This window comes from Cyanobium gracile UHCC 0139 (assembly GCF_034931325.1).
GTDB lineage: Bacteria > Cyanobacteriota > Cyanobacteriia > PCC-6307 > Cyanobiaceae > Cyanobium > Cyanobium gracile_B.
Map to the genome: position 1 here is coordinate 95,520 of NZ_JAYGHX010000008.1, position 26,081 is coordinate 121,600.

Consider the following 26,081-nt stretch of genomic DNA (forward strand, 5'->3'; position numbering starts at 1 on the left):
GGCCATGGCCAGACCCCCATCCCCCCGCTCCGCGCCGGCCCGACCGAAGCCGCCCACCATCACGGAGCTCAAGCGTGAGGTCCTGGCCCTGGCCGGGGTCTCCAGCACCAGGGAGCTCAAGCGAACCCACCAGGACCTGCGCCATCTCGATTTCCGTCTCAAGGCGAGTTGGCTGAAAGCCCTGGAGGTGCTGCAGCAGGCGGCGGCCGCCTATCCCGACTGGGACACCCATCCCCCCGAGGAGTTCAAGGAGCTGTTCGCGGCCATCGATCAGGCCAGTGAGGCCTATGGCCAGTCGATCGATGAGGGCCTGCGACTCAGCGCCCAGCTCCTGCAGGCGGCCGATGATCTGGAGTCCCTCTCCGGGGAGCTGCTGGAAGAGGCCGGCGAGCTCAGGACGGTCCAGGCCGCCTCCCGCCGTCAGGCTCGCCAGCGCCGACTCAACTGAGTGCGTCGCGCCGCGTTTCGGTTCCGGTCCAGGCGGTTGAGGAGGTGATAACTGGCGAAGCCGATCACGACCATGGCGAGCATGAAAGCTGGATAGGAGACAGGCCAGTTGCCGGGGCCAGTGATCATCGTCCACTCCGACATGCCGCCGATGCCCGCCAGCAGGGTCAGCGGCATGAAGATCGTCGTGATCAGCGTCAGGCGCCGGACGGTGGCGTTGGTGTCGTTGGCGGCTTTGGCCATCTGATTGTTGAGCATCGAAAGATACATCTCCATCAGGCTGGTGACGATGTCCCGATACGACTCGGTGACCTCATAGAAACGCACCAGATGGTCGTAGATGTCGCGATAGTGGTAGATCGCCTGCACGGAAACCAACTGGAAATCCCCCCGGCAGATCTTGCTGAGGATCTCCCGTTCGTGAAACAGGCTCTTGCGCAGCCGCAGCAGGTAGCGCCGGAACCGGATCAGTTCGGCCGGCTGGAAACTCGCCGGATCCGCCATCAGGGCTTCTTCCACGCCGTTCAGCTCATCCTCAAGCGCCTCGATGGCCACAAACTTCTGATCGACGACCTGGTCGAGCATCAGATGCATCAGGTGGGAAGGACCTTGCCGGGCCTCCTCGATGCCCCTCTCCACCATCCTCTCGACCCCATCGAGGCAGGAGCGCTGCCTGGAATCCAGATGGCTGATGCTGACCAGAAACCGCTGCCCAAGGAACAGGTTGATCTCCCCCACCTCCAGGACGCCGCGGTCGTACTGAAACGTGTTGAAGAGAATGAAGAGGTTGTCGGGATAATCGTCGATCTTGGGAATCTGATGATCATCGAAGCAATCCTCGATCGACAGGGCGTGCAGGCCCAGCAGGCCCACGAGCTGGTCGAGTTCGTCCCTGCTGGCCTCGCGGTAATGCAACCAGGCGAAACCGTCCCCGTCGCTTGTGCTCACCGCCTCGCTCGCCGACGCCACGCGCTGCGCCGGGCCCGTGCGGCCGATCCGATAAAAGCTGGCGTCAGACATCAGCCCCATCGTGTCACGGGAGCGGGCTCGGTTTTGGCAGGCTGGCTTCTCCGCTGCGTGGCCTGATGCCCCACCACGTCGATCGCCCCACCAAGAGCTGCCCGGTCTGCGGAAGGCCCTTCCAATGGCGCAGGAAGTGGAAGCAGGTCTGGGAGGAGGTGCGCTACTGCTCCGAGCGCTGCCGCCGCAACCGCAACCGCGCCCGGCCGGATTCCGCCGAAAGCCCTCAGATCTCAAAGGCCGTCAACAGCGCCGCATGATCCGAGCCCCGATCGTCGAACCGATGTCCTCGGGGAGGAAGAGGGTCTTCACGTTCCAGCAGATCAGGGTGAACGTGGCCATGGGCTGCCCCGCCAGGGGTCTTCACGGGATGGACGTCAGCCAGCGGGCGCTGCGCTGCAGTCCTTCGTCGCAGTCGCCCTGCATCAGCAGGCCCGCCCCACCCCACAGCAGCCGCGGGGGCAGATCCAGCGGGCCGCCGCCCAGCTCCCGCAGCGGCCTGAAGCCGAGCCGCCGGAAGTAACGCACCAGCCGCCGGTGCTGCCGTTCCCCGTCGCGGATCGCCAGCAGGCGGGCCGAGCGGCAGGGCGTCTCCTCCAGGGCCCAGGCGAAGGTGGCCGCCCAGATCAGCGGTCCCACGGCGGCGGTGCGCTCCCCCTGCACCCGCATCGTGTCGAGCCGCAGGCCATCGGCCAGGGGCAGGCACCAGCCCTTGAGCTCCCCCAGCAGCAGCAGCGGCTGCTCCGTCCGGGGCCGCGCCAGAGCCACCCGCAGCCCCCGCACCCCCGCCACCCCCTGCACCTGCAGCCGAAGCAGCAGGCCGCGCTCCCGGGCCTGCCGCTCCAGGGACTCCAGGGTCAGCATGGCGCGCTGGCCTGCGGCGGTGGGAAGGGCTCCACGGCCAGCACCGCCTCCAGCGGCAGCGGTCCGTGGATGTGGGGGAAGCCTTCGCCGCTCTCCGGGGCGGGCTCCCAGAGCAGGGGCGCGCTCAGGCGCCGGGGGTCGATGGTCAGCAGCAGCACCTCCGGCGCATTGGCGTAGAAGCGCCCGTAGGTGGCCTCCACCTGGGCGGCCCCGCTGGCATGGATGAAGCCCACCTCCTGCAGCGACTGGCCGCGGGTCGAGCGCTCGTACACCCCGCGGGCTTTGGCCTCCCGCCATTCGTTGGCCAGGGCCAGGTGATAGATCCACTGCTCGGAGCGCCAGGGCCGCCGGGGCGCCCAGGGCCCGGCCATCACCGCGGCCAGCTCGGGCCCCTCAAGAAAGCGATGCAGCCAGCGTTGCAGCGGCGCCAGATCCTCCTGCCGGTCGAACCCCTCCGGATCGGCGAGCCGGAACTGGCGCACGAAGGGCAGCAGGGCCACATCGGCCAGGGACGGCTGCCCCCCCACCAGCCAGCCGCTGGCTTCCAGGGCGGCACTCCAGCCCCGCAGGATCGCCAGCTCGGCCCCGCGATGCTGCTCCCGGTCGTCGCCGGGATGGCGGTGGGCGTACTTGAAGCGATCGAGATGGTGCTTGAAGGCCCCATCGTTCTGCTCGATCAGGGCGGCGATGCGGGCCCGCTCGCCAGCGTCATCGCGTCGCCGCAGGTCGCCGGGGTCGTGGCGCTCCAGGGCCCAGGCCATCACCGCCAGGCTGTCCGGCAGCACCAGCCCCCCCCCGTGGGGATCCGGGCTCGCATCCGGCGGCAGCACCAGGGCCGGCACGGTGGCGGCGGCGGAGGCCTCCAGCAGCTCGGGGGGCTTGCGGCCCAGGTGCACCTCCCGCAGCTCAAGGTCCATCCCCGGTCCCAGTCCGGCCGCCGCCAGGGCCAGCCGCGCCCGGATCGCATAGGGGCAGCGGCGGAAGCTGTAGAGGACCGGCAGCGGAGGCGCCATCGCCTCAACCCCCGCTGGGCGGCATCACCCGGCCGATGTGGGCCTCACCGGAGGCCTCGGCGCGCCGCATCTGGCGCTGGCGCTCAGCGAATCGCTCCCGATCGGCGTCGGTGAACCGATCGATGCAGTGGCGGCAGCTCACCCCGTCCACGTAGCTCTCCAGGGCCAGGTCGGCGGAGGCCAGGGGCAGGCCGCAGGCATGGCATACGTGGTAAGTGCCCGGCTGCAGCCGGTGGTCGAGGGCCACCCGCTGGTCGAACACGTAGCACTCGCCGTGCCAGCGGCTCTCGGTCTCCGGCACCTGCTCCAGGTAGTTGAGGATCCCCCCTTGCAGCTGCAGCACCTGCTCGAACCCCTGGTTCAGCAGGTGGGCAGTGGCTTTCTCGCAGCGGATGCCGCCGGTGCAGAACAGGGCCAGCCGCTGCGGCCGCCGCTGGGCCACCAGGGGCCGCAGATGCTGATCCACCCAGGCGGGAAAGTCGCGGAAGTGCTCGGTGCCGGGATCGATGGCCCCCGCGAAGCTGCCCAGGGCCACCTCGTAATGGTTGCGGGTGTCGATGGTCAGGGTGCCGGGATCGTCCAGCAGGGCGTTCCATTGTTCCGGGGGCACCGGCACCCCCGTCCCCCGGAACGGCTGGGCCGAGGGCTCGGCCATCGTCACGATCTCTGCCTTGCGGCGCACCTTGAAGCGGTGGAACACCCGCCCCTCGGCCTCACTGCGCTTTACCTCCAGGTCCGCCAGGCGTGGGTCGGCCTGCAGCAGCTCCAGCAGGGCGGCCACAGCGGAGGCCGATCCGGCGACCGTGCCGTTGATGCCCTCGGTGGCCAGCAGGATGGTGCCCAGCAGACCGGTCGTGCTGCCCAGCGCCAGCAGCCTGGTTTGCCAGTGGGCCAATTCCTCGCTGGCCAGGGGGACGAACCTGTAGAAGGCGGCGACCTGCACCCTCAGCGGCCGGCGGCGGCCGTCAGAGGCTGCTCCTCCACCTGCACCCGCACCCCGGCGGCCTGCAGCAGCTCCTGGTCGCTGACCACCGCCGGGTTGGAGGTGGTCAGGAGGGTGTCGCCGTAGAAAATCGAATCGGCGCCCGCCAGCAGGCAGAGGATCTGGGCCTCCCGCCCCAGCTGCTCGCGCCCGGCGCTGAGGCGCACCCGGCTGTGGGGCATGAGGATGCGGGCGGTGGCCACCATCCGCACCAGCTCCAGGGGGTCGACCGCCGGGCGTCCCTCCAGCGGGGTGCCCTCCACCGCCACCAGGGCGTTGATCGGCACACTCTCGGGGTGGGGATCCATGCTGGCCAGCACCTGGAGCAGCCCGGCCCGGTCGTCCGGGGTTTCGCCCATGCCGATGATGCCGCCGCAGCAGAGGTCGATACCGGCGTCCCTCACCCGCTGCAGGGTGTCGAGCCGCTCCTGGTAGGTGCGGGTGGTGATGATCCGGTCGTAGTGCTCGGGGCTGGTGTCCAGGTTGTGGTTGTAGGCGGTGAGCCCCGCCTCCGCCAGCCGGGCCGCCTGGCCGCCTGTGAGCATGCCGGCGGTGACGCAGGCCTCCAGGCCGAGCTCCCGCACCCCCCGCACCATGGCGAGCATGGCCTCGAACGGCGCGCCGTCGCGGATCTCCCGCCAGGCCCAGCCCATGCAGAAGCGGTGGGCGCCGGCGTCCCGGGCCTGCCGGGCGCGCTCCAGCACCGGCTCCACCGCCAGCTCCGGACGGCCAGCCACGTCGCTGGGGTGGTGCATCGACTGGGGGCAGTAGGCGCAGTCCTCCTCGCAGCCGCCGGTCTTGACGCTCAGCAGCGAGGCCAGCTGCACGTGGTAGCCGGGGTTGGCGTTGCGGTGCACCCCCTGGGCCTGCCACAGCAGATCCACCAGGGGCAGGTCGAGCAGGTCCTGGATCTCCTGGCGGGACCAGTTGTGGCGCGGGCTCATGGGGTGGTCTCCACACCGTTCTGGACGCCACTCTGCACGCCGCCGAAGCGACGCTGGCGCCCCTGATAATCCAGCAGGGCGGCCAGCAGGGCCTCGGTGTCGAAGTCCGGCCAGAGCACCTCGGTGATGTGCAGTTCGGCGTAGGCCAGCTGCCAGAGCAGGAAGTTGCTGATGCGCTGTTCGCCGCTGGTGCGGATCAGCAGGTCGGGGTCGGCATCGCCGGCGGTGAACAGCTGGGCGGCGAACAGCTCCTCGTCAATGCTGGCCGGGTCGAGCTCACCGCGGGCTGCCCGGTCGGCCAGGCGTCGGGCCGCCCGCACCAGCTCGCTGCGGCCGCCGTAGTTGGTGCAGACGTTGAAATGGATGCCAGCGTTGCCGGCCGTGCGCTCGGTGGCATCGGTGATCAGGACCTTCAGGCCCTCCGGCAGGGGTTCCAGGTCGCCGAGGAAGCGGATGCGCACCTGCTGGCGTTCGAGTGCCTCCAGCTCCTTGGCGAGCACCCGCTCGAACAGGGCCATCAGGAAGGCCACCTCCTCGCCGGGCCGCGTCCAGTTCTCGGTGGAGAAGGCGTAGGCGGTGAGGGCGCCGATGCCCCAGTCGCTGCAGTGGCGCAGGGTGCGCTTGAGCACCTCCACCCCGGCCCGATGGCCCATGGCCCTGGGCAGCCCCCGCTGGCGGGCCCAGCGCCCGTTGCCGTCCATGATCACGGCGACGTGGCGTGGCAGCCGAGCCGGATCCAGCTGGGCGGGCAGCTGGTCGGGATCGGACGATGGAGTGGTCGCCAGGGCGCGACTCATCCGCGATGTTCCGGCGGGTCCGCAGCCACGCTACGCCCCGTGGGAGCGGAGGCCAGGGCGTCGGTGAGCAGGTCGTGAAGCCGGCTGCTGGTGATCGGCCGCTCCAGCCGGCCCTGGGAGGCGAGCGAAAGGGTGCCCGTCTCCTCGGAGATCACGATGCAGAAACAGCCGTCGTGGCGCTCGGTCAGCCCCATGGCGGCCAGGTGGCGGGTGCCGTAGCGGTTCAGGCCCTGACGGGAGAGGGGCAGGATCACGCCCGCTGCCACGATGCGGTTCTTCTGAACCAGCACGGCGCCGTCGTGCAGGGGCGTGTCGACCGCGAAGAGATTGAGCAGCAGGTCGACGGAAAGCTGGGCATCGATGCGGATGCCGGGGTTGAGGAAATCCTCGGGGCGCAGATCGCTGCCCAGGTCGAGCACGATCAGCGCCCCGCAGCGCGCCTGGGAAAGGCGGCCGGCGGCCTCGGTGAGCAGGCTCACCGACCCGGACGCCAGCTGGTCACGGCTGCGGTCGGCGAACAACACACCGAGGCGTCCGGTGCCCAGCAGTTCCATCAGGCGCCGCAGTTCCCCCTGCCACAGGATCGCCAGGGCGAGGCTGCAGGCCAGCACCAGCGCATCCACCAGGCTGCTGGTGAGTGGCAGGTTGGCGTAGCGCTGCACGAACCAGGCCAGCGCCACCAGAAACAGATAGCCCCGCAGCAGCCAAAGGGTGCGCGCTTCGGTGACCCTGCCGAGCAGCAACAGCCCGAGCAGGGAAGCGAACAGGAGATCCAGCAGCAGGCGGAAGTCGATGAGCCGCAGCCAGATCACAAGAGAAAGGAGGGGCAGGCCGGTTCAACGGGTGGCCGCCTGACGCCGTCAGGATACCGGCAGGAGTCGGTGGGGCAGGACGTCGTAGCGCAGTAGGTCTTCCGGCTGCTCGCGCCGTTGCACCACGTCGGCCACGCCGTCGTGGACGAGCACCGCCGCCGGCCTGGGGATGCGGTTGTAGTTGGAGCCCATGGCGGCGTTGTAGGCGCCGGTGGCGAACACCGCCAGCACGTCGCCGGGGCTGGTGAGCGGCAGGCGGACGTCGTGGAGCAGCACGTCGCCGGACTCGCAGTGCTTGCCGGCCACGGTCACCGCCTCGGTGGCCTCCGCCAGAGGACGATCCGCCAGAACGGCGGTGTACAGCGACTGATAAGTGATCGGCCGCGGGTTGTCGCTCATGCCGCCATCCACCGACAGGTAGGTGCGCAGGCCGGGGATCTCCTTGCGGCTGCCCAGCGTGTAGAGCGTCATCCCCGCCGTCGCCACCAGAGACCGGCCGGGTTCGCACAGCAGCCGCGGCAGCGCCAGCTGGCGCTGGCCGCAGGCCTCGGCCACCGCTGTGGCCACCACCCGCACCCACTCCTGGATGCTCGGCGGATCATCGGAGCCCACGTAGCGGATGCCGAGGCCGCCGCCGACGTTGAGGTCGCCGCAGGGGTGCCCCAGGGAACGGGCCAGGCCCAGGGCCTCGGCCATCACCCCGGCCAGGTCACGGTGGGGCTCCAGTTCGAAGATCTGGGAGCCGATGTGGGCGTGCAGGCCATCCACCCGGGCCCAGGGGCAGCCAGCCAGGTGGCGCAGCACCGCCTCCAGCTGGTCGGGGTCGAAGCCGAACTTGCTGTCGAGGTGCCCGGTGCGGATGTACTCATGGGTGTGGCACTCGATGCCCGGGGTGAACCGCACCAGCACCCGCACCGGCGCGGGCCGCCCGGCCGCCAGGGTGGCGAGCAGGGTGATGTCGTTCCAGTTGTCGAGGATCACCGTCACGCCCCGGTCGACGGCGAGCAGGAGCTCCTCGGCGGATTTGTTGTTGCCGTGGAAGACGATCCGCTCCGCGGGCATGCCGCCCTGCAGGGCCGTGAGCAGCTCCCCGGCCGAGACGGCGTCCAGACCGAGACCCTCGGAGGCCACCAGGGCCGTGATCGCCAGGGAACTGTTGGCCTTGGAGGCGTAGAGGGCCAGGGCCTCGCCGGGGTAGTGGGCGGCCAGCGCCTCCCGGTAGGCCCGACAGGTGGCCCGCAGGGTGGCCTCATCGAGCACGTAGAGCGGCGTGCCATAGGTGCGGGCCAGATCGCTCAGCAGGCAGCCCCCCACCTCCAGGCGGCCCAGGGCGTCGAGGCGGGCGGTGAGCGGGGCCAGGTTGCGGTTGGGGCTGAGCGGATCGCCGCTGTGCTCGAAAGCCCCCACGGGGGGGATCGGGGCCGCAGGGAGGGGAGCGACCGGATCGGTCGCCGGGGAGGCGCTGGTCACCATGGCGGCCTGTGCGGGGAGGGGGTCAGGATGTCTGATCGTAAGGATGTTCGTGTCCAACGGCCTTGCCGGCACCTCCTCCGCCACAGCTGCCCGCCCCGACCCTGTGCCCGCTGGTTCCAGCCGACGCCCCGGCCTGCCTGGCCCTCGACCGGGCCGCCCTCGGCGGGCTCTGGAGCCTGGAGCAGTGGCAGCGGGAACTGGAGGAGGAGGGCCGGCCGGGCCTGGGGCTGCTCCGGGGGTCCGACCTGCTGGCCATGGCCAGCGGCTGGCTTGTGGTCGATGAACTCCACATCACCCTGGTGGCGGTGGCACCGGACCAGCGCCGGCGGGGGCTGGGGCGTCGCGTGCTGCAGGCCCTGATGGCCTTCGCTCGCGAGCGCGGCGCCAGCCGCGCCACCCTGGAAGTGGCGGCCGGGAACGGCCCGGGGATCGCGCTGTACGGGGCCCTCGGGTTCCGCACCGCCGGCATCCGTCATGGTTACTACCGCAATGGAGAGGACGCCCTGATCCAATGGGTCAGCCTGTAGAGGTGACAGGGTGTGGATAACCGTAGATTCCTATACCTATTTCTCGTGATTCCTGGCGCTTCGTTTGTGTTCTGCTTCTCCTGAGCGCTTGCGGCACATGGCTTGCACCTGAGAGTGCCCCCCACCTCCCACACGGCCCTTCAATCCTGATAGGTTGGTCGCACTTGCATCAGGTCCCGCCCCATGTTCGAGCGGTTTACCGAGAAGGCCATCAAGGTGATCATGCTGGCCCAGGAAGAGGCCCGCCGCCTCGGCCATAACTTCGTCGGCACCGAGCAGATCCTGCTGGGCCTGATCGGCGAGGGCACCGGTGTCGCCGCCAAGGTCCTCAAGTCGATGGGGGTCAACCTGAAGGACGCCCGTGTCGAGGTCGAGAAGATCATCGGTCGCGGCTCCGGCTTCGTTGCCGTCGAGATCCCCTTCACCCCCCGGGCCAAGCGGGTGCTGGAGCTCTCCCTGGAGGAGGCCCGCCAGCTGGGACACAACTACATCGGCACCGAGCACCTGCTGCTGGGGCTGATCCGCGAGGGCGAGGGCGTGGCCGCCCGGGTGCTCGAGAACCTCGGCGTCGACCTGGCCAAGGTCCGCACCCAGGTGATCCGCATGCTGGGCGAGACGGCCGAAGTGGCCTCCGGCAGCTCGGGCAAGGGCTCCACCAAGACCCCTACGCTCGATGAGTTCGGCAGCAACCTCACCCAGCTGGCGGCCGAGTCCAAGCTCGACCCCGTCGTGGGCCGCCAGAACGAGATCGACCGGGTCATCCAGATCCTCGGGCGCCGCACCAAGAACAACCCGGTGCTGATCGGTGAGCCGGGCGTCGGCAAGACCGCCATCGCCGAGGGCCTGGCCCAGCGGATCACCCAGGGCGAGATCCCCGACATCCTTGAGGACAAGCGCGTCCTCACCCTTGACATCGGCCTGCTCGTGGCCGGCACCAAGTACCGGGGTGAGTTCGAGGAACGGCTCAAGAAGATCATGGAGGAGATCCGTTCCGCCGGGAACGTGATCCTCGTGATCGACGAGGTGCACACCCTGATCGGCGCCGGTGCCGCCGAGGGGGCCATCGACGCCGCCAACATCCTCAAGCCGGCCCTGGCCCGGGGCGAGCTGCAGTGCATCGGCGCCACCACCCTCGATGAGTACCGCAAGCACATTGAGCGCGACGCCGCCCTGGAGCGCCGCTTCCAGCCGGTGATGGTGGGCGAGCCCTCCGTCGTCGACACGATCGAGATCCTCAAGGGGCTCCGTGAGCGCTACGAGCAGCACCACCGCCTCAAGATCAGCGATGAGGCCCTCGTCGCCGCCGCCACCCTGGGCGATCGCTACATCAGCGACCGCTTCCTGCCGGACAAGGCCATCGACCTGATCGATGAGGCCGGCAGTCGGGTGCGCCTGCTCAACTCCAAGCTGCCACCGGCGGCCAAGGAGGTCGATAAGCAACTGCGCGGCGTCCAGAAGGAGAAGGAGGATGCGGTCCGCCAGCAGGACTTCACCAAGGCCGGTGAACTGCGCGACAAGGAAGTCGAACTGCGCGATCAGATCCGCACGATCCTCCAGGCCCGTCGCGATGACGAACCCGCCGGCAGCTCCGGCGAGACCGACACCCCGGCCCTGCTGGGCGGCCCCGTGGCCGACGACGCCAGCGAGGAAAGCCGCTCGCCTCTGGTCACCGAGGAGGACATCGCCCAGATCGTCGCCTCCTGGACCGGCGTTCCCGTCCAGAAGCTGACCGAGAGCGAGTCGGTGAAGCTGCTCAACATGGAGGAGACCCTCCACCAGCGCCTGATCGGCCAGGACGAGGCCGTCAAGGCCGTGTCCCGGGCTATCCGCCGGGCGCGTGTGGGCCTCAAGAACCCCAACCGCCCCATCGCCAGCTTCATCTTCTCCGGCCCCACCGGCGTCGGCAAGACGGAACTCACCAAGGCTCTCGCCGCCTATTTCTTCGGCAGCGAGGACGCCATGATCCGGCTCGACATGAGCGAGTTCATGGAGCGCCACACCGTCAGCAAGCTGATCGGTTCGCCTCCGGGCTACGTGGGCTTCAACGAGGGCGGCCAGCTCACCGAGGCCGTGCGCCGTCGTCCCTACACCGTGGTGCTGTTCGACGAGATCGAGAAGGCCCACCCCGATGTCTTCAACCTGCTGCTGCAGCTGCTCGAAGACGGTCGGCTCACCGATTCCAAAGGCCGCACGGTCGACTTCAAGAACACCCTGATCATCATGACCTCGAACATCGGTTCGAAGGTGATCGAGAAGGGCGGCGGCGGCCTTGGTTTCGAGTTCGGCGGCGGCGACGTGGAGGAAACCCAGTACAACCGCATCCGCTCCCTGGTCAACGAGGAGCTCAAGCAGTACTTCCGCCCGGAATTCCTCAACCGTCTCGACGAGATCATCGTCTTCCGTCAGCTCACCCGCGACGAGGTGAAGCTGATCGCCGAGATCATGCTGCGGGAGGTGTTCGCCCGCATGCAGGACAAGGGCATCGGCATGTCCGTCACCGAGGCCTTCAAGGAGCGCCTCGTGGAGGAGGGCTACAACCCCAGCTACGGCGCCCGTCCCCTGCGCCGTGCCGTGATGCGCCTGCTCGAGGATTCCCTGGCGGAGGAATTCCTCTCTGGCCGGATCGGCGAGGGCGATGCCTGCCTGGTGGATGTCGACGACGACAAGCAGGTGGTGATCCGCAAGCAGTCGGTCACCCCACCCCTGCCGGAGCTGGCCAGCGCCAGCGCCTGATCGATCGCGCCCCGGATCGGCCGACTTCTACATTTCATCGATGAGATGGCGGCCATGACGGATCCTCTGCAGACCCAGGCCATCGCCCCGGCGCTGGTCTTCCGTGGGGAGGGCGCCTGGCCGCAGGCCCTGCCCCGCATCGTCGCCCTGGGCCGGACCCCCCTGCTCCTTGGCCGCAGCGCCTCCACCTTCGGGCTGCGTCAGCAGCTGGCGGTGGATCTGGAGCAGGCCGGAGCCCGCCCCGTGGCCAGCCAGGCCCTGCGCGACTGCTGCGAGGAGGACCTCGGCCCCCTGGCCCGTGAGGCCGTGGCCGCCGGCTGTGATGCGGTCATCGCCACCGGCGGCGGCAAGGTGCTGGATGCGGGCAAGCTGCTGGCCCACCGCCTTGGCCTGGCCTGCATCACGGTGCCCACCAGCGCCGCCACCTGCGCCGGCTGGACGGCCCTGGCCAACCTCTACACCCCCGATGGCGCCTTCCTGGGCGATGTCGCCCTCGACCGCTGCCCGGACCTGCTCGTCTTCGACCACGCGCTGGTGCGGCAGGCGCCGTCCCGCACCCTGGCCAGCGGCATCGCCGATGCGGTGGCCAAGTGGTATGAGGCTTCGGTGAGCAGCGGCTCCAGCGGCGATGGTCTTGTGCAGCAGGCGGTTCAGATGGCCAGGCTGCTGCGCGATCTGTTGCTGCTGGAGGGGGAAGCCGCCCTGGCGGACCCCCACGGGGAGGCCTGGGTGCGGGTGGCCGAGGGCTGTGCCCTCACCGCCGGTCTGATCGGTGGCATCGGTGGCGCCCGCTGCCGCACCGTGGCCGCCCATGCCGTCCACAACGGACTCACCCAGCTCGCCGCCACCCATGGCTGCCTGCATGGCGAGAAGGTGGGCTTCGGGGTGCTTGTGCAGCTGTGGCTGGAGGAGCAGCTGGCGGGCAACCGCCTGGCGGCCCAGGCCCGCCGCCAGCTGCTGCCGTTCTTCCGCCGGCTGGGGCTGCCCACCGATCTCGAGGCGCTGGGGCTGGCCGGCGCCAGCCTCGATCAGCTCCGCCAGGTCTGCCGCTTTGCCTGCCGGGAGGGCTCCGACCTGCACCGGCTGCCCTTCGCGGTCGCCCCGGAGGATCTGCTCGCTGCCATGGTGGGCGCCACCGCCGAGCGGCAGCAGGCGTGACGGACGGCCCCTCCAGCGGCCGCGACCTGGTCTCGGCCGCCGCCGCATCGCTGCTCGATCCGCTGGGCCGCGACCTGGCTGCCCGGGTGCAGTGGTGGGAGCTGCCGGAGCATCCAGGGCAGTGGCCCGTGGCCGTGCTGGGGGAGGGTCCGCCCCTGCTGCTCCTGCATGGCTTCGACAGCTCCTTCCTGGAGTTCCGCCGGCTGGTCCCCCTGCTGGCGGACCATCACCGGCTGCTGATCCCGGATCTGCACGGCTTCGGCTTCTGCCCCAGGCCCGCCGAGCGGGAGTACACCCCCCGCACCGTGCTGGCCCACCTCGATGCGTTGCTGGAGGCGCTCGAGCACCGGGAGCCCGCCGGCGGCCGCAGGCTCGGCCTGATCGGCGCCTCGATGGGGGGCGCGGTGGCGGTGGAGCTGGCCCGGCGCCATCCCGATCGCTTCGAGCGCCTGCTGCTGCTGGCCCCGGCCGGTCTCACCGGCCGGCCCATGCCCCTGCCGCCCCTGCTGGACGGTCTGGGGGTGCGGTTCCTGGCCCTGCCCTCGGTGCGCCAGGGCCTCTGCCGCAGCGCCTTCGCCGACCCCGACCGGGATGTGGGTCCGGCGGAGCTGGAGATCGCTTCGCTGCACCTGCAGACGCCGGGCTGGGCAGGCGCCCTTGGCCGTTTCGCCCGCAGCGGTGGCTTCGCCGGTTGCGGCGACCCCCTGCCCCCCCAGCCCCTGGCGGTGCTCTGGGGCGCCGACGACCGGATCCTGTGGGCCCCCCAGAAGCGCGCCGCCCAGGCCCTGCTGGGCCCCCGCATCGCCGAACTGGCGGCCTGCGGCCATCTGCCCCACATCGACCAGCCCGAACAGGTCGCCGCCGCCTGGCTGGGTGTTCCCTCTGCCCCCATCCCCACCCACCCATGACCCCCGCCTCCCGCCTCTTCGTTCCGCGTCTCCTCGCCGTCCTGCTGCTCGTGCTGCTGCTCGGGGTCCCCGCCCTCGCCCTCCCTGGCCGGGCCGAGGCCTCGCTGCTGCACCTGGAGGGACCGGTGCCGGAAGATCTCGGTGTGCACGATGGCTCCCTCTCCCCCTGCGGGGCGCCGGCCCACTGCGCCCGGGCCGACTGGCCGCTCACCGATCCGGAGGCGGCCTTGAGCGCGCTGGTGCCGATCCTGGAGACCACCGAGGGGGTGCGGATCCTCGAGCGGGACGGCCGCTACCTGCACGCCACCGCCACCAGCCGCCTGTTCGGCTTCGTCGACGACCTTGAGCTGAACGTCCAGCCGGCCGCCGGCGTGCTGCAGGCCCGCTCCAGCTCCCGGCTGGGGGATTCGGACCTGGGCGTCAACGGCCGCCGGCTGGCGGCCCTGCGGCAGGAACTGCCTGGCAGCTGAAGCTCTCGATGGCGTCGCGGCGGTGCAGGAAGCGGGGCTGGGCCGGATCCTCCAGGCTCCACCACCAGATCCCGTCGGTGTAGCTGGGGGGGCCGGCGTTGTTGGTGCGCGGCAGCTGCAGGCGCAGACCGCGCCACTCCAGCAGCACGGTGGCGCCGGGCACCGTGCCGGCGACGGTGTTGGGGATCCCCGGGGCATCCACGGCCCCGTTGTCGGCGGTCGCCAGCAACAGGTCGCCGTCGCAGCGGTAGGGGACGGAGGTGCCCGCCGCCGTTGCCGCCGCCGGGCTGCCCAGGGCAAGGCAGAGCAGCAGCACCAGGGCCAGCAGCCGGCCCGCCAGGGTCTGGGCGCTGCGCAGGGCCCCCTCGATGCGGCCGAACCCCGGCCCCGTCAGGAAGTCGCCGCAGAAGGCCACCCGGCTCTGGGAGCAGACCATGGCATCGGCGGGCAGGCCGCCGGTCGTGGGGAAGGCGGCCCCCCAGCGCATCAGCTGACGCCGCTCCACCCCCGCCAGCGTCCCGCCATCGCCGAGCCAGGGGGCCAGGGCCGCGGCGACGGCCCGCTCCAGCGCGGTGATCGCCGCGGCGTCTTCGGGCTCCGCCAGAACCCCATGGGCCACGACGGCGCAGCGGCCATCGGCCAGGGGCTGGATCGACAGGCGCCGCAGCCCCCAGCGCCGCTGGGCGGGGCCGTCAAAGCCGAGCAGCCGGAAGGGCAGGGCCAGCCAGCGGGCCGCGGCGGCGGTCTCGATCGTCAGCATCAGGTTGGTGCGCTCTTCCATCTCCATGCTGGCGATGGACGCCAGGGCGGCCTCCAGCCCGGCGTCCCCCAGGCCCTGCGACGCCTGCTGCAGCGGCACCTGCGGCCAGCCGAAGCGCTGCCGGGCCCGGGGATGGGCCAGCAGGGTGCCGGTGAGCACCAGCCAGTCGGCCTCCCCCTGCACCGTGCCAGCGGCATCGGCCAGGCGCCAGCCCCCGCCGGGCCGGGCCTCAAGGTGGCGAACCAGGGTGCCGTAGCGGCCATCGAGGTACCCCGCCGGTGCCTGGGCCGCCAGGGCCAGCAGCCCCCGGCCGAGGTCGTCCATGCCCTTGCGGCCCCGGTAGAGTCGCCCGCGCAGCAGGGGATCTCCATCGGCCGGCCCCAGGCCCCCGTCGCCGTCGAGGAGCGCCGCCGGCTCCCGCCAGGGCTCGATCCAGCCCCCCGCGAGCAGGGGTGCCACCAGCTCCGGTTCGGGGCCCTCGAGCAGGTTGAACAGCGGTGCCCCGTGGTCGATCTGCCAGCCGGGGTCGTGGCGGGAGCGGCGGGTGGCGGCCCGTCCGCCGGGACCTCGGCCCGCCTCCCAGAGGACGATCGAGCCCGCCCAGCCGCCGCGCCGCAGCCCCGCCGCCAGGGCGCAGCCGGCCACCCCGGCGCCGACCACCGCCAGCGAGGGCGCAGGTCGACCCTGTGGCTGGCCAGACTCGGCGCTGGATCCAGCCATGGAGCGACCCCGATGACGCCTGACGACAAAGCCATCCTGGCGGCGTCCGCCCCCTGGCTGGGGGCCCTGCTCAACGTCGTGCCCGGCCTGGGCAGCGGCTACATCTACCAGCGCCGCTGGCGCGCCTACTGGATCACCACGGCCGTGGCCACGGGCTGGTTCCTGCTCGGAGCGGTGCTGGGAGGCGCCGGCACCGCGGCGGACCCGTCGGCCGTCGATCCCACCGACCAGCTGATCGGCCTGGGGGGGCTGCTGTTGCTGGCGGCGATCACGGCCGGCGAGGCCTTCCGAGCCGCCCGCCGGGCCCGGGCGGAAGGAGCCGGGACGGAATGAGAATCTGGGGAGTCCTGTCCCCTGGTGGTGGATGAGCGAGACCCCGGACAGCGAACGACCCAGCGAAGGGATGGCGGCCGAAGTGCCGGAGACCGCCGGCGGTCCGGTGATGGGCCTGCTCGCCCGGGGGCTGGAGCTGTGGCTGCGCCAGCAGTGCGAAGCGATCGAGCGGCTGGAGATCCGCCTGGAGGGCTCGGGGCTGCGGCTGCTGCGCGGCCGCCTCGATGGCGTGCGGCTGCGGGCCCGGCGGGTCGTGTATCAGGCGATGGAGATCGAGGAGGTGGAGCTGCGCTGCGACGGCATCCAGGTGCGCATGGGCTCCCTGGTGCGCAACCAGGCGGTGAAGCTGGAGTCGCCCTTCCGCATCCAGGGGCAGGTGAGCTTCAGCGGCGATGGGCTGAGCCGCTCCCTGAGCACGCCGGCCTGGCGCGGCCTCGGCGACGGCCTGGCCGACGACCTTCTGGGCCTCACCCCCCTGGCGGGGCTGCGCATCCGGGAGGACCGGCTGGTGCTGCGGGCCTTCGCCAGCGGCGACCGGGAGCCGGTGGAGCGGGAGGTGGCGGTGCGGGCCGACGGCGGCACCGTGGAACTGCGCTGCGCCGAGGGGACCCCCCACGCCCGGCTGCCGATGGACCCCAACATCCGCATCGAGCGGGCCGAGCTTGGTGCCGGCCTGCTGCACCTGGAGGGGGAGGCCCGGGTCTCCCCCTGAGGGGTCCTCAGCTCCGCTGCAGCAGGGGCAGCACCAGGGTCACCGCGGAATAGACCACCGCCGGCACGAACAGGTAGCTGTCGATTCGGTCGAGGATGCCGCCGTGGCCGGGGATCGCATCGCCGGAATCCTTCAGGCCCGCATCCCGCTTCATCATCGATTCGGTCAGGTCCCCCACAAGGGCGAACAGGGAGACCACCGCCCCCAGCACCGCCCCGATCAGCCAGCCCCAGCGCCAGCCCAGCAGCACCCCGCCCAGGCCCCCCACCAGCAGGGCGCAGAGCACCCCGCCCAGGGCCCCCTCCACCGTCTTGCCGGGGGAGATCGGCGAGAGGGCGTGACGCCCCAGGCGCCGGCCGATCACGTAGGAGCCGATGTCGGTGGCGACGATCATCAGGCAGGCCAGCAGGGTCAGGGCCATGCCCGGACTCCAGGGCCAGCCCAGGCCGTCGAGGGCGGGGGCCAGGGCGGGATCGGTGAGATCGCGCAGCTTGATCCAGTGGCTGGGCAGGAAGCCCAGATAGAACAGACCGAACACCGAGGCGGCGATGTCGGCGATGGTGCCGGTGACGGGCTGCAGCAGCAGCCAGCCGCAGATCACCGCCCCGGAGGCGGGCAGCACGGCCGCCGCCACGTCGCCTGCCATGCCGCTCCCCCCCCAGAGGCTGCCGGCGGCCACCTGGGTGGAGACCAGCAGCAGCTGCACCGCCACCAGGGTGGTCTTCACGGCCGGCCGGATGCCCTTGAACTGGGCCATGCGGAAGAACTCCAGCAGGCCCAGGTGCACGATCACGCCCACGGCGACGGTGAACCACCAGCCACCCAGACCCACTACCACCAGCCCGAAGCCACCCGCCAGCCAGCCGCTCAGCAGGCGGGGGACGGAGGTGGCGGTGCGGGGGGCGGGAAGCAAGGGTTCGGACTCAGCGCTCGGCGGCGATCACGAACAGCGGTTCGGCGGCCGCCAGCTTGGCCTGGCTGCCGCGGCGCTGCATGCGGTGCACAGTGGCCTGCACCACCTGCACATCGTGGGCGCCCAGCTGGGCGAGGGTGTCGGTGGCCTTCACCAGTCCCTCCAGGTTGACGGTGCTGATCACCAGCCGTCCGGAGGGCTGCAGCGCTTCCCAGACGGCCCGCAGCACATCCTCCAGGGGCCGGCCCACCTCCAGCAGCACCCGGTCGGGTCGGGGCGGCAGCAGGGCCAGGTCCTCCGGGGCCTCGCCGGCATGGATGTGCAGGTTGTGGATGTCGAAGCGCTGCCGGTTGAGCTCCAGCAGTTCGATCGCCTCCGGATCCCGCTCCAGGGTGTGCACCGCGCCGCCGGGCATCAGCCGGGCGATTTCCAGGGCCAGGGCGCCGGTGCCGCCGCCCACGTCCCAGACCAGCGAATCGGCCCGGGGTCGCAGATGGGCCAGCAGCATCACCCGCAGCTCGAGCGGCGTGGGGCTGAACCCCGGGGCGTCCTCGAAGGCGCTGTCCGGTAGTCCGGGGGTGACGAAATCCCAGTGGAAGGGGTTCGGCAACGGGCTCACGAACCGGCCACGACGCTCACCGTATCAGCGATCTGACCGGGCCAGAGACGCTGTTGCTCCAGCAGCCAGCCGGCGCGGGCCGGATCGATCCGCTCCCCCGGCACCAGCAGCGGGATCCCCGGCGGATAGGGACAGATCGGTGCCGCCGCCACCCGGCCGGCGGCCGCCTCCAGGGGGATGGCCTCGGCGGGGCTCCGCCAGGCCACGCCGATCGGCAGCTCCGGTGCCGCCAGCAGCGGCAGAGGGGGGGGCGCGAACGGGGGCAGGGGCGGCCCGCCGAGGGCCCGGCGCAGAGCCTCCAGCTGGCGCGGCAGGCGCCACTCCACGTCCCGGGGTGGGTTCAGCCCCAGGCAGAAGGTGAGGGCGCCGGGTTCCGGCAGCTCCGCGATCACTCCCCGCTCCAGCAACCAGGTGTCGGCCTCCAGGCCGTTGATCCCCAGCGGGGCCGTGGCCAGCACCAGGCGCAGGGGATCGCCGTTGGCGACCAGCGGCAGGCCCTGGCCCTCCAGCCGGCGGCGCAGCCGGCCCGCCCGGACCACGGCCCGCTGGCGCTGGCGCCGGCCGGCGGTGCTGGCGCCGTGCTCGATGGCCGCGGCTGCGGAGGCCAGCAGCAGGGCGCTGGGGCTGGAGGTCTGCAGCCACAGCAGGGCCCGCTCGATGGCGGCGGGTGCCACCCGTTCGCCCTGGGCCAGCAGGGCGGCGCTCTGGGCCAGGCCGGTGCCGCTCTTCTGGACGGAGAGCACCACCAGATCGGCGCCGGCGGCCAGGGCCTCGCCGCCGCCGTGGGCCTGGTCCACCAGCACCGGCAGGCCGGCCCGGTGGGCCAGGGCCACCAGGGCGGGCAGGTCGGCCGCCAGCCCCTGGTAGGTGGGATCCACCAGCACCAGGGCCGCCGGTGGGGGGCCGCCGTCCGCGGCGACCGCCGCCAGCACCCGCTCCAGCCGCCGGGGCTTCGGGGGGTGCCACAGGCCCGTGAGCGGATCGCTGCTGAGGTCGAACAGCAGCGGCTCGAGGCCGCCCAGAACGCAGCCGTGCAGCAGGCTGCGGTGCAGGTTGCGGGGCAGCAGCACCCGGGAGCCCGGCCGGCTCAGGGCGAGCAGGGCCGCCTGCAGCAGCCCCGAGGCCCCGTTGACCCCGAACCAGCAGCGTTCCGCCCCCAGCAGGGCCGCCGCGCGCCTCTGGGCCTCGGCCACCGTTCCCTCCGGCTCCAGCGGCCCCCCGAAGCCGGGCAGTTCGGGCAGATCCCAGCGGCCCGGGGGCTGGCGCAGCAGGCGCCGCAGATCGGGGGCCAGGGCCCGGCCGCGGCCGTGGGCCGGCAGGTGCAGGGCCAGCGGCACTGACCGCCAGAAGGGGCCCATGGAGCGGGGAACGCAGTTCCTAGAGTCTGACCATCGATGGGGCAGGACCCTGGCCGAGGACATCTCCCCCACCCCCCGCTACGACCCCAACGCGGACCTGCGCTGGCTGCTGCGGCGCCCCTGGGTCCTGATCAGCCGGCTGATCGTGGTGCTGTGGCGCCTGGCGGGGCTGGGCCTGCGGCTGGCGGTCCAGTCCAGCAGCACGGACGCCCGGGTGCAGCAGCGGCTGGCCCGCGCCATCCTCGAAACCCTCAACGACCTGGGCCCCTGCTTCATCAAGGTGGGCCAGGCCCTCTCCACCCGCCCCGACCTGGTGCGGCGCGACTGGCTGGAGGAACTGGCCCGCCTCCAGGACGACCTGCCCCCCTTCCCCCATGCGGTCGCCCTGGCGCTGATCGAGGCGGAGCTGGGGGCCCCGGCCCACCAGCTGTACGAGGAGTTCCCCGACTACCCGATGGCGGCCGCCAGCCTGGGCCAGGTGTACCGGGCCCGCCTGAGCGAGGGCCACTGGGTGGCGGTGAAGGTGCAGCGGCCCGACCTCCCCTTCGTGCTGCGCCGGGACCTGGTCATCATCCGCTCGCTGGCGGTGCTGACGGCCCCGTTCCTGCCGCTGAATCTGGGCTTCGGGCTCGGGGCGATCATCGATGAGTTCGGCTACACCCTGTTCGAGGAGATCGACTACCGGCGCGAGGCCGACAACGCCGAACGCTTCGCCACCCTGTTCCAGGACCACCCCGAGGTGACCGTTCCGGCGGTGGTGCGGCCCCTGAGCAGCCGCCGGGTGCTGACCACCAGCTGGATCAACGGCACCAAGCTGCAGAGTCGCCGCGAACTGGAGGCCCACCACCTGGATCCGGCGGCCCTGATCCGCACCGGTGTGATCGCCGGTCTGCAGCAACTGCTGGAGTTCGGCTACTTCCATGCCGATCCCCACCCGGGCAACCTGTTCGCCCTGCCCGGCAAGACCAACGGTCTGGGCCATGTGGCCTATGTCGACTTCGGCATGATGGATTCCCTCAGTGATGCCGACCGGCTCACCCTCACCGGGGCGGTGGTGCACCTGATCAACCGGGATTTCGACGCCCTGGCCAGGGATTTCGTGGCCCTGGGCTTCCTCAACCCCAGCACCCCCCTGGGGCCGATCGTGCCGGCCCTCGAGGAGGTGCTCGGTGGGGCCCTTGGGGAGAACGTGGGCAGCTTCAACTTCAAGGCGATCACCGATCGCTTCTCGGAGCTGATGTACGACTATCCCTTCCGGGTGCCGGCCCGCTTCGCCCTGATCATCCGGGCGGTGGTCAGCCAGGAGGGGCTGGCGATGCGGCTCGACCCCGACTTCCGCATCATCCGGGTGGCCTACCCCTACGTGGCCAAACGTCTGCTGGCCGGCGACACCGCCGAGATGCGCGAGAAGCTGCTGGAGGTGATCTTCGATCGCGACGGGCGCCTGCGGGTGGAGCGGCTGGAGAACCTGCTGGCCGTGGTCGAGAACGGTTCCGCCTCCACCGATCTGTTGCCGGTGGCCCGTGACGGCCTGCGTCTGCTGCTGGGCAAGGAGGGCACCAGCCTGCGGCAGCGGCTGCTGCTGAGTCTGGTGAGCGACGACCGGCTGCACACCGATGATCTCCAGGCCCTGCTGGGGCTGATGCGGCGCACCTTCTCGGCCCGCAAGCTGGCCACGGGCCTGCTGGCCCGCTTGAATCCGCTCGCCGCCTGACGCCGTCCGGTGCCCGTTGATCCCCACGGCCCCCCCGCGGCGCCTTGAACGAGGTCCTGCTGCTGGCCCTCCTGCCCCTGCTGGTGGCGGGCTTGATCCTGCAGGTCCGTGCCTTGGAGCGGCGGGTCCGGCGCCTTGAGCAGCAGGCCGCCTCCCTGAGCCAGCGCTTTTTCGCCCTGTCGCTGTGGAGCGGGGTGCTCCAGAAGCGGCTGGATGGGGACATCGCGCCCGAACCGGCCAGGCTCGCCGCCGCTGTGGAACTCCCCCCGGCGGCGCCGCAGGCCGAAGCTGAAACCAGATCCCAGCCCGAGGCGGTGGCGGAGGCAGCCGCCCCCGGGCGGCGCCAACAGGTGCCCCTGGCGCCCTCCCGGCCCAGCGGGGCAACGGGCGGGCCCTGGAAGCGGATCGAGCGGCTGCTGGCGGAGAACTGGAGCGGCCTGCTCGGCGTGCTCGTCGTGGTGGCCGGGGTCACCTTCCTGACGATCAACGCGGGCCTGCAGCTGGGACCCCGCGAGCGGTTCCTGCTCACCCTGCTGGCGGGCGGGGCCCTGGCCCTGCCGTCGCTGCTCTGGGGCCGGCGCCCGCGCTGGCAAGACCTCACCGACGCCATGCGCAGCGGTGGCGGTGCCCTGGTCCTGTTCGCCTGCGCCGCCGCCGGCGGCCTGCCCCAGCTCGGGCTCCAGTGGATCGATGACCCATTCCCGGCCCTGGCCCTGCTGGCCGCGGGCGTGGCCGCCAACCTGGCCCTGGCCGCCATGGCCCGCACCGCCGCGATCGCCTCGCTGCACGTGGCCGTGAGCCTGGTGCCCCTGGCCATCGGTCCCCAGGGCGGCCCCGCCCTGGCCATCGCCGCCGCCATTGCCCTGCTGGGCTCGGAGCTGCCCCTGCGGCACCGCTGGCCGCGGCACCGGCTCGCGGTCAGCTGGCTGTTCGGCGCTTTCCAGGTGGTCTGGTTCCTGCGCAATGGCCCCGCCCTGGCCGCCTCCCCCGCCCTGGCGGCTGGTGCGGTCCTGGCGGCGGTGCTGGTGTTCGGCCCGGCTCTGCTGCGGCTGCACCGCCCGGGGGCCGTCCCTCCCCGGCTGCAGGCCGTGCCGGCGGCCCTGCTGCTCAGCCAGTGGGGCGGCCTCGGCCTGGCCCTGCTGCTCTATCCACCTACGGCGGCTGTCCGCGCCGGTGCCCTGGCTGCCGCCGCCGTGGGGGCGCTGCTGCTGGGCCAGGGGGCCCGGAAGCGGGGGCCGCGCTGGCTGGCCCTGGGCGATGCGCTGGTGGGCCAGACCCTGGTACTTGCGGCCCTGCTGGGCCTGGCCCCGGTGATCGCCGACGGGCCGTTGCTGGCCGGGGTGGTGCTGCTGGAGTCGCTGCTGTTCCTGACCATCGCCGTGCGGGAGGGCTCCGGACCGCTCAGCCGCGTCGGCTGGTGGCTCAGCGCCGCCGCCGGAGTGGTGCTGGCCCTGAGCGGCCTGGGGGCCGCGCTGCTGCGCGGCGACCCGTTGCACCAGCTGCAGACCGGGGCGGTGTTGACGGTCGGGGCGGGCCTGACGGCGGCGATGCAGGTGCTGCTGCAGCGCCGAGCTGTGCCGCTGCCCCAGCCGCCGTTGCTGGGCTGGCTGGCGGGCGGCCTGGTCGCGGTGGGAACCGCCCTGGTGGTGCCGGAGGACTGGCGTTCGGCCCTGAGCCTGGGGGTGATGGGCGCTTTCCTGGTGGCGGCACGCCGCTGGCGACCTCCCGGCCTGCTGGGCGGCATCACCGCCGCGATCGCCCTGGCCCATGCGGCTGGCTGGCTGACCCTGCTGGCCCAGGCCCCCTGGCCGCCGCTGCCCCTGCTGGCCCGCCTGCTCCCCCTGGGTGTTCTGGCCCTGCTGCTGACGATCGCCGGTGGCGGCGGCCGGCTGCAGGGCCTGGGGCTGGCGCTGCTGGGTGCCGATGCCGGCCTGGGTGTGCTGTGGCTGCTCGAGCCGTTCTCGCCGCTGCTGCCCGGGGCGGCCTGGCTGCTGCTGTGCGCCGGTGCCCTGGCCGGCAGCCGCTGGCTGCGGGGCGGCGCCGTGCGGGTGGCCCTGGGGCTTTCCCTGGCCTACCTGGCCGCCTTCGGCGTCTCCTTCCTGGTGGTGATCGGACCCAGCCAGGAGCTGGTGACGCTCGGCGTCCTGCAGGTGCGCGGCCGCCTGCTGATCGAGCTGCTGGCGATCGCCGTCGGCCTCCACGCCTGGTTCTTCCGGGCGGGGCCGGAGCTGGCACGGCTGCCCAGCTGGAAGGCGGTGCAGCCCTGTTTCCTTGAGGGCTCCCTGCTGGGGGTGGTGGTGCTGCTGCAGGGGGAGATCAGCGCCCCCTGGCGCCCCGTCGCCTGGACGTTGCTGGCCCTGCTCCTGGTCTGGCCGGCCCTGGTGCGGCGCTTCGCCATCCGGCTGCAGGTCTATGGGGTGATCGTCTACTGGCTGGCGGTGGCGACGCTGCTGGTCGGCCTCAGCGTCGGCCTGCCGTCCTTCCCCCCCGCCACAGGAGCGGCCCAGACCGCCGGGCTGGTGGCGATCGCTCTGCAGACGGCCTTCGTCCTGGCCTGCCGCCGCTGGCTCGACCTCAAGCGGCTGGCCAAGCCGGGCGGGTGGCCACTTCTGGCCTGGGTCGGCGGGCGGGTGGCACGCCGCCGCAACCTCTGGCTCGGCCATCCCCTGTTCATCGCCGTGGCGGTGGTTCTGGCCAGCGGCTACGACCGGGCCCTGCTGACCCTGCTGTGGACGGCGGAGGCCCTGGCTGTCTACCTGCTGGGGGTGGTGCTGCGGGAGCCCCAGTTCCGCCAGGTGGCCCTGGTGGGTCTGGGGGCCTGCCTGCTGCGTCTGCTGGCCATCGACATGGCCCAGGCCGACCTGGGGCTGCGGGGACTGGTGTTCGTCGGCGTGGGGCTCCTGCTGCTGGCCCTCAACGCCCTGGTCCATCGCTTCCGCGGCCGGTTCGGCTGAGGGGCTCAACGGCTGGGTTCCTCTGTCGGGGCGGCTCCGGCGCCTAGGGTCGGGCCCGATCGCCCGTCCCCATCCCCGCCGTGTCCCTGCTGCTGGCCGCCCTCGACGCTGCTCCCGTGACCCTTCAGCAGGCGGGACTGGACCAGGCCAGCGGGGACTATGGCGATCTGGATGCCATGGAGATCCTGCTGGAGTACGCCCCGCTCACCTACCCGCCCTACATGCTGGCCGGCATCGGCCTGGCCATGGCCGTCCTGTGCGGTCTCACCTTCGCCCGGATGGTCCAGAACCGGCTGGAGGGCTGGAAGCAGGACCGGCTCGCCCTGCTGCCGATCGCCAACCTGGAGACGACCATGCCTTACGCGGGTCTGGTGATCGGGGTGACGTTGTTCATCGGCGCCAGCCTGCAGGTGTTCGGCTTCGCCGCCGGTGCCGCCCTGCTGGTGGCCTTCGTGCTGTCGCTGCTCACCGGCGGTGCCCTGTGGGTGCAGTTGGAGCGGCTGATGGCCCAGGTGCAGGACGGCACCTTCAGCGCCGTGGACTTCGACAACTTCGACCAGTTCTTCTGAGCCCTGTTCAGGGCTGGGTTCAGGGCTGGAAGGAAGCCCCGGTGCGGATAGCCGTTCAACCGGCCGCCGCGCACCAACCGGCAACTGCTCGTAACGTTCTGAAACAACGCAAGCAGGACATGCAGGCCTCCCTTTCCCTCAACCGCCAGTTTTCGATTGCCGTTCACTCCCGCGCCATCGACAGCTGCAACGACATCGAGGAACTCCGCAAGGTCGCCAAGACCCTCCTGACCGCCTGGCAGCACCAGGCCGAATTCAGCGAGCACTACGGCGCCCAGCTGCTCGGCATCCGCAAGTAGGTCGCGTCGTTCCGCCCGTCCAGGATGCTCAGGTTCCGCTGCTCCCGTTGTCCTCCCGGCCAGCATCGGAGCCGCCGGCGACCCTGCGGCGCCACAGCTTGAGGCCGAAGCCGCCCCACAGCAGGCTCCAGAGCAGGAAGGTGAGCAGGGTGCCCGTCTGGCCGCCGTCCAGGTCGTAGACGCCGGCGCCGATCAGTCCGGCATCGATCAGCGAGCCGCCCACGCCCCAGCCCAGTACCCAGAGCGCCACCAGGGCGACGGCCGTCGCTTGCTCCTTCATCGTTCTCCCTGCGCAGGGGGCCCAGCCTGCCAGCCCATCCAGGCTGTACGCTTCTGTTGATTCAAAGATTTCTCTTCGACGAGTGACAACGTCCTGTAAGGGCTATCGACGAATCGGTTCATAATTGTTTTTCTGTTCATGACGATTTACGTTGGAAATCTCTCCTTCGATGCGGAGGTGGAGGATCTCAACCATCTGTTTGCGCAATACGGAGCACTGCGTAACTGCAGCCTGCCCCTCGACCGGGAAACCGGCCGCAAGCGCGGCTTCGCCTTCGTTGAAATGGCCAATGAGGCCGATGAAACCAAGGCCATCGACGACCTCCAGGACGTCGAATGGATGGGGCGGATGATCCGGGTCAACAAGGCCCAGCCCCGCACGGGTGGTGGTGGCGGCGGCGGTGGCGCCGGCGGCCGCGCCCGCTACTGAGTCCCGCCGAAACGGTCGGCAGCCCCCGGAAACGGGGGCTTTGTCGTAGGAGTGCCTCCGGCTTTGCCCTCCTCCTGGCCCCTGGGCTCAGGCCACCAGGTAGGCCTCCAGGGAGCGGGAGTGGTGGCGGATGCCTTCGAGGGCCCTGCGCTCCAGGTTGCGGGTCTTGTCGCGGCTCATGCCCAGGGTGCGGGCGATGCCGGTGAGGCTCATCGGCTCCTCGCCGTCGATGCCGTAGCGCATCTTCAGCACCCGCCCCTGCAGTTCCGGCAG

28 protein-coding genes are annotated in these 26,081 nt (G+C 71.6%); 14 read left to right on the forward strand and 14 right to left on the reverse strand.

The annotated features are described in order from the left end of the window. The first annotated feature begins 4 nt into the window (after positions 1-4). The gene (locus VB738_RS12995; RefSeq protein ID WP_323306140.1) at positions 5-448 is read left to right on the forward strand and encodes a hypothetical protein; all 444 of its coding nucleotides are present in this window, start codon (positions 5-7) and stop codon (positions 446-448) included. On the opposite strand, the gene VB738_RS13000 is transcribed toward VB738_RS12995, so the two are convergent. Then, positions 421-1,467: a magnesium transporter CorA family protein gene (locus tag VB738_RS13000; RefSeq protein ID WP_323306141.1), complete on the reverse strand. Its 1,047-nt coding sequence runs from the start codon at positions 1,465-1,467 to the stop codon at positions 421-423. The two genes, VB738_RS12995 and VB738_RS13000, sit on opposite strands and share 28 nt — an antisense overlap. Positions 1,468-1,532: 65 nt before the next feature. Between VB738_RS13000 and VB738_RS13005 the strand changes: the two genes are divergently transcribed. Then, complete coding sequence (locus VB738_RS13005; RefSeq protein WP_323306142.1) at positions 1,533-1,727, forward strand: DUF2256 domain-containing protein; 195 nt, start codon at positions 1,533-1,535, stop codon at positions 1,725-1,727. Between the two features lie 103 nt (positions 1,728-1,830). Here the strand turns inward: VB738_RS13005 and VB738_RS13010 are convergent, their stop codons facing one another. The 7 genes from VB738_RS13010 to lysA are packed head-to-tail and all read right to left on the reverse strand — an operon-like array spanning position 1,831 to position 8,352. Next, on the reverse strand, positions 1,831-2,331 hold the full coding sequence (locus VB738_RS13010; protein WP_323306143.1) for a hypothetical protein: 501 nt from the start codon (positions 2,329-2,331) through the stop codon (positions 1,831-1,833). Beyond that, positions 2,325-3,344 carry a DUF952 domain-containing protein gene (locus VB738_RS13015; RefSeq protein WP_323306144.1) on the reverse strand — a complete coding sequence of 340 codons (1,020 nt, stop codon included), beginning with the start codon at positions 3,342-3,344 and terminating at the stop codon, positions 2,325-2,327. Before VB738_RS13015 ends, VB738_RS13010 begins: the two co-directional genes overlap by 7 nt. Positions 3,345-3,348: 4 nt before the next feature. Further along, positions 3,349-4,293 (reverse strand): rhodanese-related sulfurtransferase, encoded by a 945-nt coding sequence (locus VB738_RS13020; protein ID WP_323306165.1) that lies wholly within the window; start codon positions 4,291-4,293, stop codon positions 3,349-3,351. Continuing rightward, entirely contained in the window at positions 4,290-5,270 is a 981-nt protein-coding gene (gene bioB, locus VB738_RS13025) for a biotin synthase BioB (protein WP_323306145.1), read from the reverse strand. Before bioB ends, VB738_RS13020 begins: the two co-directional genes overlap by 4 nt. Further along, on the reverse strand, positions 5,267-6,067 hold the full coding sequence (locus tag VB738_RS13030) for an isoprenyl transferase (RefSeq protein ID WP_323306146.1): 801 nt from the start codon (positions 6,065-6,067) through the stop codon (positions 5,267-5,269). Before VB738_RS13030 ends, bioB begins: the two co-directional genes overlap by 4 nt. Further along, entirely contained in the window at positions 6,064-6,879 is an 816-nt protein-coding gene (cdaA, locus tag VB738_RS13035; RefSeq protein ID WP_190545055.1) for a diadenylate cyclase CdaA, read from the reverse strand. Before cdaA ends, VB738_RS13030 begins: the two co-directional genes overlap by 4 nt. Before the next feature lie 48 nt (positions 6,880-6,927). Further along, entirely contained in the window at positions 6,928-8,352 is a 1,425-nt protein-coding gene (lysA, locus tag VB738_RS13040) for a diaminopimelate decarboxylase (RefSeq protein WP_323306147.1), read from the reverse strand. Between the two features lie 62 nt (positions 8,353-8,414). Here lysA and VB738_RS13045 point away from each other — a divergent pair, with 62 nt between their 5' ends. The 5 genes from VB738_RS13045 (at position 8,415) to VB738_RS13065 (ending at position 14,148) form a co-directional block, all read left to right on the forward strand. Beyond that, complete coding sequence (locus VB738_RS13045) at positions 8,415-8,879, forward strand: GNAT family N-acetyltransferase (protein WP_323306148.1); 465 nt, start codon at positions 8,415-8,417, stop codon at positions 8,877-8,879. Positions 8,880-9,062: 183 nt separating this feature from the next. After that, positions 9,063-11,612 carry an ATP-dependent Clp protease ATP-binding subunit gene (locus tag VB738_RS13050; protein WP_323306149.1) on the forward strand — a complete coding sequence of 850 codons (2,550 nt, stop codon included), beginning with the start codon at positions 9,063-9,065 and terminating at the stop codon, positions 11,610-11,612. 54 nt (positions 11,613-11,666) lie between these two features. After that, a complete protein-coding gene (locus VB738_RS13055) occupies positions 11,667-12,770 on the forward strand; it encodes an iron-containing alcohol dehydrogenase (protein ID WP_323306150.1) in 1,104 nt (367 codons plus the stop codon). Then, positions 12,767-13,678 carry an alpha/beta fold hydrolase gene (locus tag VB738_RS13060; RefSeq protein WP_323306151.1) on the forward strand — a complete coding sequence of 304 codons (912 nt, stop codon included), beginning with the start codon at positions 12,767-12,769 and terminating at the stop codon, positions 13,676-13,678. The genes VB738_RS13055 and VB738_RS13060 overlap by 4 nt, the downstream gene beginning before the upstream one ends. Then, positions 13,675-14,148, forward strand: a complete 474-nt coding sequence (locus VB738_RS13065; RefSeq protein ID WP_323306152.1) for a DUF1499 domain-containing protein — start codon at positions 13,675-13,677, stop codon at positions 14,146-14,148. The genes VB738_RS13060 and VB738_RS13065 overlap by 4 nt, the downstream gene beginning before the upstream one ends. Here VB738_RS13065 and VB738_RS13070 read toward each other — a convergent pair. Then, the gene (locus tag VB738_RS13070) at positions 14,099-15,568 is read right to left on the reverse strand and encodes an NAD(P)-binding protein (protein WP_323306153.1); all 1,470 of its coding nucleotides are present in this window, start codon (positions 15,566-15,568) and stop codon (positions 14,099-14,101) included. The genes VB738_RS13065 and VB738_RS13070 overlap by 50 nt on opposite strands. 72 nt (positions 15,569-15,640) lie before the next feature. Here VB738_RS13070 and VB738_RS13075 point away from each other — a divergent pair, with 72 nt between their 5' ends. Both VB738_RS13075 and VB738_RS13080 read left to right on the forward strand, forming a co-directional pair. Next, complete coding sequence (locus tag VB738_RS13075) at positions 15,641-15,961, forward strand: hypothetical protein (protein WP_323306154.1); 321 nt, start codon at positions 15,641-15,643, stop codon at positions 15,959-15,961. A gap of 31 nt (positions 15,962-15,992) precedes the next feature. Then, positions 15,993-16,673, forward strand: a complete 681-nt coding sequence (locus VB738_RS13080; protein ID WP_323306155.1) for a DUF2993 domain-containing protein — start codon at positions 15,993-15,995, stop codon at positions 16,671-16,673. 7 nt (positions 16,674-16,680) lie between these two features. Here VB738_RS13080 and VB738_RS13085 read toward each other — a convergent pair whose 3' ends face one another. From VB738_RS13085 to VB738_RS13095, 3 genes are read right to left on the reverse strand one after another with little or no spacing between them, the layout of a single operon-like run. After that, a complete protein-coding gene (locus tag VB738_RS13085) occupies positions 16,681-17,586 on the reverse strand; it encodes a phosphatidate cytidylyltransferase (protein WP_323306156.1) in 906 nt (301 codons plus the stop codon). Between the two features lie 10 nt (positions 17,587-17,596). Then, complete coding sequence (gene cbiT / locus VB738_RS13090; RefSeq protein WP_323306166.1) at positions 17,597-18,196, reverse strand: precorrin-6Y C5,15-methyltransferase subunit CbiT; 600 nt, start codon at positions 18,194-18,196, stop codon at positions 17,597-17,599. A gap of 5 nt (positions 18,197-18,201) precedes the next feature. Next, a complete protein-coding gene (locus VB738_RS13095; RefSeq protein WP_323306157.1) occupies positions 18,202-19,563 on the reverse strand; it encodes an aminotransferase class I/II-fold pyridoxal phosphate-dependent enzyme in 1,362 nt (453 codons plus the stop codon). Between VB738_RS13095 and VB738_RS13100 the strand changes: the two genes are divergently transcribed. From VB738_RS13100 to VB738_RS13115, 4 genes are all read left to right on the forward strand, one after another. Next, entirely contained in the window at positions 19,562-21,277 is a 1,716-nt protein-coding gene (locus VB738_RS13100) for an AarF/ABC1/UbiB kinase family protein (protein WP_323306158.1), read from the forward strand. The genes VB738_RS13095 and VB738_RS13100 overlap by 2 nt on opposite strands. A 44-nt stretch (positions 21,278-21,321) precedes the next feature. After that, on the forward strand, positions 21,322-24,231 hold the full coding sequence (locus tag VB738_RS13105; protein ID WP_323306159.1) for a hypothetical protein: 2,910 nt from the start codon (positions 21,322-21,324) through the stop codon (positions 24,229-24,231). Between the two features lie 89 nt (positions 24,232-24,320). Next, a complete protein-coding gene (locus VB738_RS13110) occupies positions 24,321-24,800 on the forward strand; it encodes a hypothetical protein (protein WP_323306167.1) in 480 nt (159 codons plus the stop codon). 119 nt (positions 24,801-24,919) lie between these two features. After that, positions 24,920-25,099, forward strand: coding sequence for a hypothetical protein (locus VB738_RS13115; RefSeq protein ID WP_106221166.1), 180 nt, complete (start codon positions 24,920-24,922; stop codon positions 25,097-25,099). 28 nt (positions 25,100-25,127) lie between these two features. Here the strand turns inward: VB738_RS13115 and VB738_RS13120 are convergent, their stop codons facing one another. Further along, on the reverse strand, positions 25,128-25,379 hold the full coding sequence (locus VB738_RS13120; protein ID WP_323306160.1) for a hypothetical protein: 252 nt from the start codon (positions 25,377-25,379) through the stop codon (positions 25,128-25,130). A 138-nt stretch (positions 25,380-25,517) separates the two neighbouring features. Between VB738_RS13120 and VB738_RS13125 the strand changes: the two genes are divergently transcribed. Next, positions 25,518-25,808 carry an RNA-binding protein gene (locus VB738_RS13125; RefSeq protein WP_323306161.1) on the forward strand — a complete coding sequence of 97 codons (291 nt, stop codon included), beginning with the start codon at positions 25,518-25,520 and terminating at the stop codon, positions 25,806-25,808. A gap of 87 nt (positions 25,809-25,895) precedes the next feature. Here the strand turns inward: VB738_RS13125 and VB738_RS13130 are convergent. Beyond that, positions 25,896-26,081: sigma factor-like helix-turn-helix DNA-binding protein (locus tag VB738_RS13130; RefSeq protein WP_323306162.1), on the reverse strand; the 186-nt coding region annotated here is incomplete at its 5' end.